This is a genomic window from Bradyrhizobium sp. OAE829, assembly GCF_040546575.1.
Taxonomy (GTDB): domain Bacteria; phylum Pseudomonadota; class Alphaproteobacteria; order Rhizobiales; family Xanthobacteraceae; genus Bradyrhizobium.
Genome location: NZ_JBEPOE010000001.1, coordinates 3,893,165 through 3,906,629, shown reverse-complemented (window position 1 = coordinate 3,906,629; position 13,465 = coordinate 3,893,165). Strand labels below are relative to the sequence as shown.

General features: G+C 58.8%; 8 protein-coding genes and 1 pseudogene. 6 read left to right on the top strand and 3 right to left on the bottom strand.

From position 1 onward, the window contains the following. The first annotated feature begins 1,033 nt into the window (after positions 1 to 1,033). Complete coding sequence (locus ABIE49_RS19015) at positions 1,034 to 3,154, top strand: MASE1 domain-containing protein (RefSeq protein WP_192735641.1); 2,121 nt, start codon at positions 1,034 to 1,036, stop codon at positions 3,152 to 3,154. On the opposite strand, the gene ABIE49_RS19010 is transcribed toward ABIE49_RS19015, so the two are convergent. Then, on the bottom strand, positions 3,149 to 3,811 hold the full coding sequence (locus ABIE49_RS19010; RefSeq protein WP_192735640.1) for a response regulator: 663 nt from the start codon (positions 3,809 to 3,811) through the stop codon (positions 3,149 to 3,151). The two genes, ABIE49_RS19015 and ABIE49_RS19010, sit on opposite strands and share 6 nt — an antisense overlap. 555 nt (positions 3,812 to 4,366) lie before the next feature. On the opposite strand from ABIE49_RS19010, the gene ABIE49_RS19005 reads away from it, so the two are divergent. From ABIE49_RS19005 to ABIE49_RS18995, 3 genes are all read left to right on the top strand, one after another. Further along, on the top strand, positions 4,367 to 5,743 hold the full coding sequence (locus ABIE49_RS19005; protein WP_192735639.1) for an OpgC domain-containing protein: 1,377 nt from the start codon (positions 4,367 to 4,369) through the stop codon (positions 5,741 to 5,743). A 54-nt stretch (positions 5,744 to 5,797) separates the two neighbouring features. Beyond that, positions 5,798 to 6,019: a hypothetical protein gene (locus ABIE49_RS19000; protein WP_192735638.1), complete on the top strand. Its 222-nt coding sequence runs from the start codon at positions 5,798 to 5,800 to the stop codon at positions 6,017 to 6,019. 345 nt (positions 6,020 to 6,364) lie between these two features. Further along, the gene (locus ABIE49_RS18995) at positions 6,365 to 6,844 is read left to right on the top strand and encodes a cupin domain-containing protein (RefSeq protein WP_192735637.1); all 480 of its coding nucleotides are present in this window, start codon (positions 6,365 to 6,367) and stop codon (positions 6,842 to 6,844) included. Between the two features lie 137 nt (positions 6,845 to 6,981). Here ABIE49_RS18995 and ABIE49_RS18990 read toward each other — a convergent pair whose 3' ends face one another. Then, complete coding sequence (locus ABIE49_RS18990; protein ID WP_354066878.1) at positions 6,982 to 7,158, bottom strand: hypothetical protein; 177 nt, start codon at positions 7,156 to 7,158, stop codon at positions 6,982 to 6,984. Positions 7,159 to 7,406: 248 nt separating this feature from the next. Between ABIE49_RS18990 and ABIE49_RS18985 the strand changes: the two are divergent. Together ABIE49_RS18985 and ABIE49_RS18980 are read left to right on the top strand one after the other, a co-directional pair. After that, positions 7,407 to 7,973 (top strand): annotated as a pseudogene (locus tag ABIE49_RS18985) (IS110 family RNA-guided transposase); the annotation flags it as partial. A 358-nt stretch (positions 7,974 to 8,331) separates the two neighbouring features. Continuing rightward, positions 8,332 to 9,771: an IS1182 family transposase gene (locus ABIE49_RS18980; RefSeq protein ID WP_192735636.1), complete on the top strand. Its 1,440-nt coding sequence runs from the start codon at positions 8,332 to 8,334 to the stop codon at positions 9,769 to 9,771. A gap of 136 nt (positions 9,772 to 9,907) precedes the next feature. On the opposite strand, the gene ABIE49_RS18975 is transcribed toward ABIE49_RS18980, so the two are convergent. Continuing rightward, the gene (locus tag ABIE49_RS18975) at positions 9,908 to 13,309 is read right to left on the bottom strand and encodes an adenylate/guanylate cyclase domain-containing protein (protein WP_192735635.1); all 3,402 of its coding nucleotides are present in this window, start codon (positions 13,307 to 13,309) and stop codon (positions 9,908 to 9,910) included. Positions 13,310 to 13,465 lie beyond the last annotated feature (156 nt).

The following is a 13,465-nucleotide window of genomic DNA, read 5'->3' as shown; positions in this document are numbered from 1 at the left end:
CAGCCTATGGAAAGGAAATGGGACGTAACGGGAGCTCGTCTCTACTCCGCGTTCGCCCCTACCACCCTGCTTGGGTGGTCAGTCGAGGAGAGAAGCACCGGTGAACGAATGATGAAACGCTTCTGCATGCTATGCTCCCTCAATGTGCTGCAACGGCCGCAATTGCGAGTGGAGAAGCAACGGGAAGACACTGACGCTGAAATCGCGCAAACCACGACATCTAAGCGGCGTTTCCGCACGCGTGTGGTAATCCAACAAAATCGGTCAAGCTAATCTATTGCGTAATTAACGGAAGTTGGACTGACGAGAGTTCCCAGTAAATGGGTGCAGAAGGGGTATAACCTTCGGGTTATGCCGCATCCACGCCCCATCTTGTGGGACAAACCAACGTGTGGATCAGTTATAAGCTTGCGTGTGCGCGTATCGTTCATCAGCGACCGAGGTTAAGGTTGGGCGCCTAGCCATTGGGAAGGCGATCTGCTGTCGGGGGCAACAACAGCTACATCGCGACCTTAGTCGAGCGTGATATATTGGCCGGCCAAGGTGGCACGTATAGCCACCCTCTCGCGAGTCGATTATTCAAGTGCGTTGCTGCTCAAATCCCTTTGTTTCCATGTACCGCATGTTCGGGCCAGTAGAGGAGATCTCAAGGCGTTGACTGACGTCAAGATCCCGGCCTTTCCCAGCGCGTGTCTTCGTCGTACGATGCGTCCTCTAAAAGCTCCGGCGCGAATTCCTCGCAAAGCAATGTGGCGAGCTGAGCCAATGTGTGGGCTTGTCCGGCAAACCATGCGGTTCGTGGAGACGAAGCCAGCTCGGCAAGCTGTTCGTTCCATCGCACGCGCCTCCGTCGTCCGTCATCAATGTGCGGTGATCAATTCGCGAATCTTGTCGATTTTGCATTGTTGCACCGGTTGAACGTAGGGGAGCCGACCAATCGCTGGGTAAACGTAAAAGTAGAGATCTTTGATCTTCAGGGAGATCAGAAGATCATCGTGGTGGACGATCCAATTGCCTAATCCAGGCGCCGACGATGTCCGATCCTCGATCACTAACGCCAAAGATAGATTATCGCCGAGGCATTAGCTATGCCGGCGGTCTGGCCGCAATTGGACTGATCTATTTTGCCCTGGCGAAAGGCGGCCTTGCTCTCGCCTCTATTCATCCCAATGCAACGCCAATTTGGCCGCCAACGGGTGTCGCGCTGGCGGCGGTGCTGTTGTGGGGATATCGGACCTGGCCCGCAATTTTCGCGGCGGCAGTGATCGCCAATGCGACGACCGCCGGTTCGGTTGCCACCGCGATTGCGATTGCGACAGGTAACTCCCTTGAGGCAGTTGTTGGCGCTTATCTGATCAATCGATGGTCGAGCGGATATAGTACGTTTTCGAGGCCAGATTCTGTCGCGAAGTTTGCTCTGATTTGCATCGTGATCGCGACACCGATCAGCGCCACCATTGGACTGACCAGCCTGGCGACCGCCGGGTACATCGAACAAGCGAATTTCGCGAACGCCTGGGTCACATGGTGGCTGGGAGACGTGACCGGCGCGCTGGTCATTGCCCCCGTTATCGTGCTTTGGGCGTCAGGCCACTCCCATGCCTTCAACCGCAATGATTTCTTGGAGACGGTCGGCGTCCTCGTAACAGCGGCGGCTGTTGGACTCATTGCGTTCAGCCCCCTGATCGAGCAAACGCCGAGCCGAGATCCGCTGGGTTTTCTGGCGATCCTGCCAATGTTGTGGGCGGCGTTGCGCCGCGGTCCACGTGACACCGCAACAGTTGCGCTGGTGCTTGCGGGCATCACGATTTGGGGGACGTTCACGGGCGGCGGCCCCTTCACGACCGCGGATCTCAACGTTTCATTCCTGCTGGTATTGATGTTCTTGATCAGTATTACCGTTCCAAGCTTGTTATTAAGCGCAGACGTCGAGGTGCGCAAGAAAGCGGAGGAGCGTCTGCGCCGCGCGCAGATCGAGCTCGAACAGAAGGTTGCAGAGCGTACGCGACAGCTGGAGCTCGCCAATGCCGCAAAATCGCGCTTTTTTGCCATGGCAAGCCATGATTTGCGGCAACCGCTACATGCACTGGGCCTGTTCGTTGCACAGCTGCGCATGCCGCTCAAATCGGGGGAAAGGACAAAGACGATCGAGCAGATCGATGCAACGCGAAAAGAAATGGATGAAATGTTCAATTCGCTCCTGGATATTTCCAGGCTCGATGCTGGGATCCTTACATCAAAGATTACCGAATTCCCGATCGGGCGCCTGTTGCAGAAAATCGAGATGGCGTTTGATCAGGCAACGCGAGAAAAAGGCTTGCGTCTACGCGTTAGGCGAAGTGACGCCTGGGTGCGGAGCGACGCCATGCTGCTCGAACGCATACTGCTCAATCTGGTATCCAATGCTGTGCGATATACATTGCGGGGCGGGATCATCGTCGGATCTCGTCGGCGCGATGCAATGTTGCGTATTGAGGTATGGGATACCGGCCCCGGCATTCCTGAGGATCAGAAGCAGAATATATTTGGCGAGTTTGTTCAACTTCCCGCCCCAGAACGAAACCGGTATGGCGGCTTGGGGCTCGGCTTGGCTATTGTCGACAGGCTTTGCGTACTTCTCAACCATCAAGTCGACTTGGCTTCGACTGTGGGCCGAGGTTCGCGATTCGCAATCCTGGTTCCGATGGCCGATGAATGCGTCACGTCCGAAGCGCCCGTCGATTCACCTCATCCTGCGGCCTTTGCGGTCGAAGGCAAGACAATTCTTGTTATTGCCGATGCTCCAATTGTGCTGGAGGTAACGGGCGGATTGCTCGGCAAATGGGGATACTCCGTCCTTACCGCCGGATCCGACGAGGCTGCACTTACCCGACTTGCAGAGCGCCAACAACGCCCCGATCTTATAATCTCGGATTACCACCTTGCGAGCGGAAAGACCGGGATCCGAGTTATTGAACAAATCAATGCGGCGTTTGGCTCATCGATTCCAGCCATCCTCGTCAGCGGCGATACGGCACCTGAACCGTTACGTGACGCCAAGGATCGAGGATACGTTTTGCTGCACAAGCCTGTCGACCCAATGCGGCTTCGCGCTGTGATGCACGAGTTTTTTAGGGATCATGACGATAGGAGAGACACCGGGGCAGCGTCATGACTCGGATTTTGGCGACAATTCCCAGCCCATTTTTCCTACCTTTATTACTGCCTCGGTACGGCTCGTTACGCTGAGCGCCTTGAGAACGACCGTGATGTGGTTCTTCACTGTCGGCACTGCCATATTGAGGGTCTTGGCAATGGTTTTGTTGTTTTTTCCCTTCATCAGGAGCGCAAGCACTTCAATCTGCCGATCGGTCAACCCGAGACCCTTAGGAGAGTCGCGCGTCGCTGGCTTGCTTGTAAGCCGCGGAGCCGTTGTTTCCTCAAGGATCTCCGAGGGAATGTAAATGCCGCCGGAGAACACCAACTCGATAGCGTTGAGCATGACCTCACGTTCGGTAGTTTTCGTGATGAAACCCAGAGCGCCAAGTTTGAAAGCGCGCCTGACAGTGTCTTGATCATCCGAGGACGAGAGCATGATGATAGCAATGGTCGCATAGCGGTCACGGAGTTCGCGGAGGACAGAGAACCCATCTCGATCAGGTAAATTGATATCAAGCAAAATTAGGTTGATGTCGGGATTCTCCTCGACGATGTGCATTGCTTGATCGCCGTTCGAAGCTTCAAATATGGCGGCTTCTCGCTTCAGTTGCTTTAGGACAGCCTGCAAGGCGTCGCGAATTAATGCATGATCATCGACAATAAGAACTTTCATGAAAAGCTCTCCGTTTCCCATTGCACGGAGATACATTGAAAAAATCATACACCCGCCTTCGGGTCTCTGGCGAGGAAGAAGACTGGCTCCGAAACCGTCCTCCGTCCCAGGCCGTCAGGCACTCAAGGTAGAAGCCGAATGCCGCTGTATGCTGAAATTGAAATTACCGGTAGGACGCCGGGTGCGAACCACGAGGGTCGCCGGGCTCAGAGCCTCCTTCGGCTATGGGCCATCCATGGTGAAATGTCCATAATGTGTCTGACGATGTCCAAATCGATGCCGAGGATCAGTACGGTACTTTGATCCTAGGACCTAGGAACCTCTCTGTGTGGGCCTCTGGCTGATTGACGCGCTGTGCCGCTGAATGATGATCGTCAACAGACGGCGCCCGGAGGTTCTACCAAGCGCCGCCATATGATCGTTATCGCAACTTTCGTAACTGGGTTCGGCGTGAAGCAGCTCCAGCCTGCGGCGTCAGTACGATCCGGCCGTGCGGCGGCTTTTATCCAGACCGGAACCTCTTGAAGCGTGCTCGCACGCAGGACGGGCAATCAGATGCATGATCGAACTGCCACCCTGAAGCCATCAGTAGGCGCGCTGCCGGAACTGGAAGACTACGGCCGCGATCTGCGTATTGATGCCTGCCGCGGCATCGCGCTCTGGTGGATCTTTCTTGACCATGTCCCCAACAACATCGGGAGCTGGTTGACGCTGCGCAACTACGGCTTCAGCGATGCCGCGGAAGTGTTCATGTTCATCTCGGGACTGACCTGCGCACTCGCCTACGGCAAGGCACGGGGGTGCGGGGGCTGGACCGGCTTGATCGGCCGGACGCTGTGGCGAAGCTGGGATATCTATGTCGCATTTCTGCTGCTCACGCTCGCCTGCGCCGTCATGGTTCACCTCGCAGGCAGTAGCCGCCTTGCCGACGCGAGCAATACGCGCGTCCTGTTGGAACAGCCCGGAGTGACGCTCGCACACGCGGCGATCCTGCAATACCGCCCCGTCAACACCGACGTCTTGCCGCTCTTCGTGCTTTATCACCTTTTTTTCGCACCACTGCTGTGGATGCTGCTGCGGGTGCCGAACGCAACGCTCGGCGCGTCGCTGTTGCTTTACGCACTGGTGCACATCTTCGGCTGGTCCATCCCGGCATGGCCGAGCAACCACTGGTACTTCAATCCGCTGGCCTGGCAGCTGCCGTTTGTGCTTGGCGCGTGGTGGATCATCGAGGGCAAGAGATTCCGGCCGTGGGTGACCTCACGCACCGCGCTTGTGGCTGCCGTTCTCTATCTGGTGATCGGCCTCCTCGTTGTTTTGAGCTGGGGCACCAAACCGCTGGAAGCGCTGGTCCCGCCCGCGATATTGAAGCTAGTGTACTCGACGGACAAATCGAATCTCGATCCATTGCGAGTGCTGCATTTTTTGGCGCTTGCGGTTTTGGTGGTATCGTGCGTGCCCCGCAATTGGCGAGGACTGACGACGGCGGTGATGCGCGGCGCCATCCTCTGTGGCCAGAACTCGCTGCCAATCTACTGCCTCGGCGTTCTGCTGACGCTTGCCAGTCTACTGGCCCTGCTCGACATCTCGGAGGGGCTGACGATGCAGATCGCGCTCAGTGTTGGTGGCGTCCTGGTGATGATCGTGGCCGCGAAGCTGCTGAACTTGATCAAGATCAAACCGAGCCAGCAGCCGCACGCGAAGCCCACCGACCTGCCCGTCGTGCAGCCAACCAAGTTTGAGCTGGTCATCAATCTCAAGACAGCCAAGGCGCTCGGCGTTGACGCTCTGCCTACTGCTCGCCCGTGCCGACGGCGCAATCGAACAAAGATGCTGTTTGCTCCGGTGCGCGAGTCCGGCTGCGGCGCTGATCCAGTGCCAGCAATCGCGCATGCCTTCGGATCACCAGCGAAAAATGTGGGTCAGGAGTGAATTAGAGACTCTGGAGCCTGCCCCTTATCCGGCCATCGTACAGGAGCCAAGGCCATGACTTCCCACCCAAGGACCCACAAGAGAGCGGTGCTGATCGCGGCGTACGTGATGTTTTCCTGCGTAGCGGCATTACTGTCGGTCAACCTGACATCACCCGCCACCGCCGCGCTCGGCGCTGACTGGCAGTGCAGCCGGTTTGCGCTCGTATTTACGACCTGCATCCCGGTGCGGGCACACGAGACCGTTTCCACTGACGTGCGCAAGCGGACCCAGTAGACGACAAGCCTGGTACATGCTGCGAATCAGCTGAATCAGCGGACACACTCTCCCAGGCTACCTTCCTAATTTGAGTCAGGCTGCCGATAGGTTTGGCCAACTCCAACAGCTGCTCGGTCTGGGGCTCGGTTGGAAACTTCAGCGGATGGAGCGGAAGTCATCGGTAGCCGGCCAAACCGATGCAAATGAGACCCGATACGACATTTTCGGATTTGGTGAGGCCAACCGGAAAACATGCAGCCAGGTCGTTTTACCTTGTACGTCGGCGGGGGCGGGCGCTAAAATGAGGCGACTGAGCTTCCCAGCTCGGCTGGGGTAATAGCTCGGCTACACGGGAGGTTCGCAATGAAAATCGTATCGCAGAGCCTGCTCATTGCAATCGTTGTGCTCGCGAGTGCCGCTTCTGCACGCACGGCCCAAACGGCCGATGCGCACAAGATCGTCTCGCCGCAAGACATCAAATGGGTACCTGCGCCCGCCTCGCTTCCGCCCGGCGCAGAACTTGCTGTGCTGTACGGTGACCCGAGTAAGGAAGGCGAGTTTGCCATGCGGCTCAAGGGAGCGAAGGGTTATCACATTCCTCCACATACGCATCCGAGGCCGGAAATCGTCACGGTGATCTCGGGGACGGTCCGTCTGGGAATGGGAGAGACTGCGGATTACGGTAAGGCTCAGCAGTTGCCCGTCAGCAGCTTCTTCGCGCTTTCTCCAGGCATGGCGCACTATGTCTTCTTTGACGAAGATACCGTCGTGCAAATCAACACCTCCGGACCGTGGGGCCTCAACTACGTCAACCCGAAGGATGATCCGAGGAAGTCGCAATAACGCGCTCGTCCTGTAGTGCGCGCGGCCTGATGCAAGCGGTCGGGCACGGCTAATGGGTCGTACAATAGCTCCGGCCGGAGCGCCCTTGCCTCGTCGGCTGGCGGCGTCCGCCTATGGCACCTTTGAGACATGCCCGCCTATCCTGACGACGTCCGTTCACCGGGGTAAACTGGAAGTCGCCGTGGTGCGGCGAAATCGCCCTTGTTGTAGAATTCTGTATATTTCGCGTTTGCCGCCTCAATCTCTGCCTTCTGTGCCGATGCTGGTCCGATCAACGCCAGCACGAATGCAATGACCAGTGCCATCCTACTCATGATGGGACCTCCGTTCCGCCCCCACTCATGTGCGTCATCGAAACTAAGAGAAGGTTCAACCCACTTCCGAATCTGGCACCTTTGAGACATGGCATCGGCCCTGTCGATGTCCGTTCACAGGGAGAGACCGGATGTAGTCGGCCAACGGCCAAAGTGACGCGATTGATGTGGTGGACGACGCCCGCTCCCGGCATCGAATGTGCCAAAGGGGTGATCGTTGAACAACGAATCACCGGAGGGTCGTCCACATGCATGTTAACACCATCGGCGTTGATCTCGCTAAGAACGTATTCCAAGTTCACGGCGTGGTGGGCAAGGTTGTCATCACCCGTCAGTTGCGGCGCAAGCAGGTCTTGGACTTCTTTAGCAAGCTTCCCGGTTGCCTGGTCGGTATAGAGGCCTGCGGAACCTGTCATCATTGGGCACGTGAAATCTCCAAGCTCGGCCACACCGTTCGTCTGATGCCGCCGAGCTATGTGAAGGGCTACGTCAAACGGTCGAAAAGCGATGCTGCTGACGCGGCTGCGATATGTGAGGCCGTGACACGCCCATCGATGCGGTTCGTACCAATCAAGTCGACCGATCAGCAAGCCTTACTCATGTTGCATCGAACGCGGGATCTCTTGATCCGTCAGCGCACGCAGCTGATCAATGCGCTCCGAGCTCACCTTGCCGAGTTCGGCCTCATTGCAGAGAAGGGACGCGAAGGCCTCGCGCAACTTAGCGCTATCATCGCGGCCGAGATGAACCGCGAAGCTCTTCCATCAGCGATGAAACAGGCACTGCAGGCTATTGTCGATCAACTCGCTGCTCTGGAATTGCAGGTCTGAAGAGGCTTGGCAACGGGAGCGTGAGGCGACGGCGGAGCGGGACAATCGAATTGCGAGGGTGATGATGGCGTGATGCGAAACGGTCGAGCCGTCGATTGGGAAAACCCGCTTCTGGGTCATGGGCGTCAAAAGCCCGTGCGATTGATTGGGACCCGATCCGCGGACTACATCAGGGCCAGCGGTCATGGTGCCGCGCAAACAGGCCGGACACATGACTTGCACCCGACCGCAAGCCGAACGTCAGATTCCTCTTGCAATGCGGGCGTCGTCCACACATGACCCTGGCTGTGTGAAAACGCCACTGCTTTGCTATGATTCTCTCGTGATTCTGCGGGAGAAGCTGATGAGGCGCTTCGTTAAGCAGGCGGATCGAGGGCAGTGGACGCTATTGCCCGAATGCCTCGATGACTTCATTGACGATAGCAACCCTGTTCGCGTGATCGACGTGTTTGTCGATGCGCTCGATTTGGCTGAGATGAACTTTGAGGGGGTAGAGCCGGCGGCGACTGGTCGGCCATCGTACCATCCCTCGGTTCTGCTCAAGCTTTACATCTACGGCTATCTGAACCAAGTGCAGTCGAGCCGGCGACTTGAACGAGAGGCTGGACGCAACGTCGAGGTCATGTGGCTGCTGGGTCGGCTCGCACCTGATCACAAGACGATCGCAGACTTCCGCAAAGACAATGGCTTGGCACTGCGCAGGGTATGTGCGCGTTTCGTCGAACTCTGCCGTGAGATGGGTCTTCTCGCGACGGCGAGCGCCGCCATCGATGGCAGCAAGTTCAAGGCCGTGAACAACCGGGACAAGAACTTCACACGGGCGAAGGTAGAACGGCAGCGTGCCCAGCTGGAGGAGAGCGTCGCGCGCTATCTGAGCCAACTTGACACGGCCGACCGGCAAGAGCCGACGGAGGCACTGACCGGGAAGGTGACGAGGCTTACCGAGAAACTGACGAAGCTGAAGGAAGAAATGGGCAAGCTTGCCGTCTACGAGAAGCAGATGCTTGCTTCGCCCGACCAGCAAATCTCTCTGACTGATCCCGACAGCCGTTCGATGGCGACGAGCGGGCGTGGTTCCGGCGTCGTCGGCTACAACGTGCAGGTCGCCGTGGATACCGAGCACCATCTGATTGTGACGCATGAGGTAACGAACAGCGGCTCAGATCGGGCTCAACTGGCCAATATGGCCAAGCAGGCCAAGGCTGTTCTCCAGACCGAGACGCTTGAGGCCGTTGCCGATCGCGGCTACTTCAGCAGCCTGGAGATCCTCGCGTGTCACCAGGCCGGCATCACGGTAACTCTGCCCAAGCCGCAGACGTCGGGTGCCAAGTCAGATGGCCGCTTCGGCAAGCAGGACTTTGTCTATTTGCCAGAGGAGGACGCCTATCGCTGTCCAGCCGGGGAGCAACTACCATATCGCTTTACGAGCGAGGAAGACGGCAAGCGGCTACGGCGCTACTGGACCACAGCCTGTCAAGATTGTTCGCTTAAATCGCAGTGCACGACAGGGCCAGAGCGGCGGATTCCTCGATGGGATCATGAGCATCTGCTCGAAGCTGTGCAGCAGCGCCTTGATGCAAACCCACACGCCATGCGCGTGCGTCGCGAGACGGTCGAGCATCCGTTCGGCACCATGAAAGCACGCATGGGAGCGACACACTTCCTCACCAAAACGCTTCCAAAAGTAGCTGCCGAGATGGCTCTCTCGGTCCTTGCCTACAATCTAACACGAGTCATGAACATCGTCGGGACCAAGCCGCTGATGGCTGCGATCGTGGCCTGAGACCGAACCGGTCCAGACCTCTCACAAACATCCCTGGGAAGGGCGTTTTTACACGGCCAAGACCCAAAGCCGACATGCACTCGCTTCCGCAAATGTCAGCGTTTAGACTGTCACAAACGTCGCGGAAGCCCGTCCGTCAGGAGGTCTGATCCAAAGCATCAAGGAGCGCCTTGGCCGCCCGCAAATCCGGCGTCGCCAAGCCCTCGGTGAAGCGGTCGAACACCGGACGCAGGAGGGCCGCCCCTTCGCTTGTACGGCCGCACTCGGCCAAGCGGGTTGCCAATCCGCCGGCAGCGCGAAGTTCCAGCGCTAGCGCGCCCTGCTCTCGCGCTAGCTGCAGCGCAACTCGATACTCTTCCTCGATACGGGGGCTTTTTGGGTCCAGCCGATGCAGCGCCTCGGCGCGGAGGCGGTGGAGATCGGGAACAAACATCTGCTGATGGGTTTCGACCGATAGTATCTGCAGTTCCTCGAGGAAATTCAGCGCCTCTTCGGTACGGCCCATCTCAAGCTTGGTGCGAGCCACCAAAGTGCCCAGGAAAGTCAGATAAAGCCGCTCTTTCCTTTCTTGGAGAGTGCGAAAGCTCGCTTCCATTTGGTCAGTGCCGCGCCCGATTTGACCCTGTCGCGCAATCACCCACCCGGCCTGAAAGCGACCGAGGCGAGCAGGCCAACCCAAGTTGGCTTCGGCGGCCACCGCAGCCATGGCTTGAGTGTTTGAATCGGCAGCCGCATCGTCCTCGACCATCATGGCGAAGAAGGTGCCCATCATGTGCGCGTTCGCCATGCTCAATGGATGGCCGAGTTCGGTGCCGAGGCCAATCGCCCGCACGCAGAGATTTTGAGCGCGTTCAGCCAAACCGGCCTGCCAAAAAGTGATAGCGCCACTGCTACAGGCACAAACGCCAGGATCATGAGCGCCATACATCGACCAGTGGTCGCGATGTTGGCCCAGATTGTACCGCGCAAGCCCATGTTCTATGGCTTCTCTGGCAATTAAGACATGACCGCGCGCCACCGCCGTGGTCCAGCGCGCATGGTGAGCCTGCAATTGTAAATCCTCGGCTCCGATCCGGTTGGCCATCCCCACCAGCACATCAGCGCGCGCGGCGGCTTCGGGCAGTTTTCCGCCCACCGAATGGACCATCCAATCGGCCCACCGGGCGCGGAATTGCAGCGGATCGTCGCCTAACGGCGCGCTAACTGTAAGCGCGTCGGTCGCTATCTGGGCGTGTTCAGTCGATGATGGACCCTGCAGTGCCACCATCGCGATGCCACGGTCCAGCAAAAGGCCGGTTTCCTCGCGTATCCTCGCTTCCGAAGGCGCCTCCTTTGCCACCAGCGCCAATGCCTTGGCGAAATGATTTGTTGCCTCGGCGTAGGTCGCGTTTGCCAGAGCCAGCCGGCCAGCACGGGTCCAATACTCCTTGGCTGGTGTCTCCAGTCCAGCCGCCTCGCAATGGAACGCAATCGTTTCGGGCTGCCGCGCCGTCAGATCCGGAAATTTCTCCGGCAGAACCTGCGCAATTCGGGAGTGGATTTGCTGACGTCGCGCCCGCAAAAGGCTGGCATAGGCGGCGTCCTGAACCAGCGCATGCTTAAAAACGTAGGTGGCATCGGGCGGCTCTCCCCGAACATAAACGAGTTCGGCGTTGGCCAATTGTCCCAACGCTTCCTTCAGCTCGTTGTCGCGCAACTCGGACACGGCAGCGAGCAGATCGTAGGAAAATTCGCGGCCGATCGCTGAGCCTATCTGCGCAACTTCCTTGACTGGCGACAGACGCTCGAGCCGCGCCATCAACGAATCTTGAAGGGTACTGGGAATCGCCATCGGCGGCATTGGGCCGGTATGGGCGTAACTTCCGTCACGTTCGATCAGCAGACCTGATTCTAGCACTGTCTTGGTCAGTTCCTCAATGAACAGCGGAATGCCATCCGTCTTGGTTACGATCTGCTCAACGACATCTGCCGGCAGCCGCTTGCCAGCGCACAAGCTGTCAATCAGCTCGGTGGATTGCCGTCGCGCGAGCCGGTTGAGTGTGAGCCCTGTCACGTGTGGCAAATGCCCCCAGGGAGGGACGAACTCCGGACGGAAAGTTATTAGCGCGAAGACCGGCAGGTCCCGAACGCGATCGAGACACAGGCCGATGAGCTCGCGCGTCGTGGGATCAATCCAGTGAACGTCCTCGACCAGCCAATAGACCGGCTTGATCCGCGCCAGCGCCACGAGCTGGCCGGCGAGCGCTTCGAGCGTGCGCCGCTTGAGCACGTCAGAAGTAACATTGGGCATGACATGGCCGCTGCCGAGCGGAATGCCGAGCAGGGTTGCCAGCAACGGCACCACCTCTTCCCTGTTCCGGGTCAAGGGCGCGAGCAGAGCTTCGAGCTTGGCCAAGCGGATAGTGGCATCGTCGTCCACGTTCAGGCCGGCGGCGTATTCGAGCTGGGAAATGACCGGCTGCAGGGCGCTACTGACATGGAATGGAGAACACTGGTAGCGGATCCAGGTGTGGTCGACCCCCTCCAGGCGCTGGCGCAGCTGCTCGGCGATACGAGACTTGCCAATGCCGGCCTCGCCGCACAGCAGCACGGCTTGCCCTTCGCCGCTTAGCGCCTGTTCCCAGCGACTGTTCAGCAGCGCCACTTCCGACTCGCGCCCGACGAAGCGGCCGAGCCCCGTTACGTGTGCCGCCTCAAAGCGGGAGGCAGCAATATCGCCTGCCACCTGCCAAACACGCGCGGGTTCGGAAATGCCCTTCAGCTTGTGGTCACCGAGATCGACATAGCGGAAAGCGCCACGCGTCAGTGCGCGTGTACTGTCCGCGATCACCACAGTGTTGGGCTCGGCCAGCCCCTGCAACCTTGCGGCCAGGTTCGGAGTGTCGCCAATGGCAGAAAGCTCGGAAGCTCCGTCCGGCGCGGAGACCGCGCCGACCACGACCATTCCTGTTGCGATGCCGACCCGCACCGACAGCCTATGGCCGCTAACGGGCGCCAATCGACCAATGGCCTGGACGATGTCGCGCGCCGCACGCACCGCGCGCTCCGCTGCGTCCTCGTGTGCATGAGGATAGCCGAAGTAAGCAAGCACGCCGTCGCCCAAATACTTCGCCAGGTAGCCGTCGTAGCGCGCGATGGACCCGGCACAGGCGTCCTGATAGGCGCGCATGACGTCGCGGACGTCTTCAGGATCGGCACGGGCAGTGAGTTCAGTCGAGCCGACGAGATCGGCGAACATTACTGTGAGCTGCCGGCGCTCGCCATCGGTTGACGATTGGCTCGCTGCGCCGCGGACTTCGGCTGGAGGCATGGCGATCTTGCCTGCATCGCCGACGACCGGCGCCGGCGTGCCATTCGCCATGCGCAATTCGACGATGGCCTTCATCAGGCGAACGCGATGGCCTAGCGAGAGCCCGAGTTCTTTGAGATGAGCCTCTTCTAGCTCGAGCAGCGCTGCGCCATCGATGTCGTTGTCGGCGAACGTCCCGGTATATTGAGACAACCCCAGATCTCTAAGGAATGGGGCAAGTTCGACCATCGGATGCCTCCCAAGAGCGGTCTTGGATGCTGACGGTCCCAAGCCCCCTGAACCAACATTAGCCTAGTCATTCCCAGGCGGGTTGGGGCGATTTGTCGCTCGCCGCGTCGGCTCAGTGATGTCCGGTTCGGGGCGGGAGCACGGCCGGTCCATCCT

Bases quoted from the DNA above. Each gene is read 5' to 3' on its own strand.
- ABIE49_RS19015 (WP_192735641.1), top strand. From the start codon at position 1,034: ATGTCCGATCCTCGATCACTAACGCCAAAGATAGATTATCGCCGAGGC.
- ABIE49_RS19010 (WP_192735640.1), bottom strand. From the start codon at position 3,811: ATGAAAGTTCTTATTGTCGATGATCATGCATTAATTCGCGACGCCTTG.
- ABIE49_RS19005 (WP_192735639.1), top strand. From the start codon at position 4,367: ATGCATGATCGAACTGCCACCCTGAAGCCATCAGTAGGCGCGCTGCCG.
- ABIE49_RS19000 (WP_192735638.1), top strand. From the start codon at position 5,798: ATGACTTCCCACCCAAGGACCCACAAGAGAGCGGTGCTGATCGCGGCG.
- ABIE49_RS18995 (WP_192735637.1), top strand. From the start codon at position 6,365: ATGAAAATCGTATCGCAGAGCCTGCTCATTGCAATCGTTGTGCTCGCG.
- ABIE49_RS18990 (WP_354066878.1), bottom strand. From the start codon at position 7,158: ATGAGTAGGATGGCACTGGTCATTGCATTCGTGCTGGCGTTGATCGGA.
- ABIE49_RS18980 (WP_192735636.1), top strand. From the start codon at position 8,332: ATGAGGCGCTTCGTTAAGCAGGCGGATCGAGGGCAGTGGACGCTATTG.
- ABIE49_RS18975 (WP_192735635.1), bottom strand. From the start codon at position 13,309: ATGGTCGAACTTGCCCCATTCCTTAGAGATCTGGGGTTGTCTCAATAT.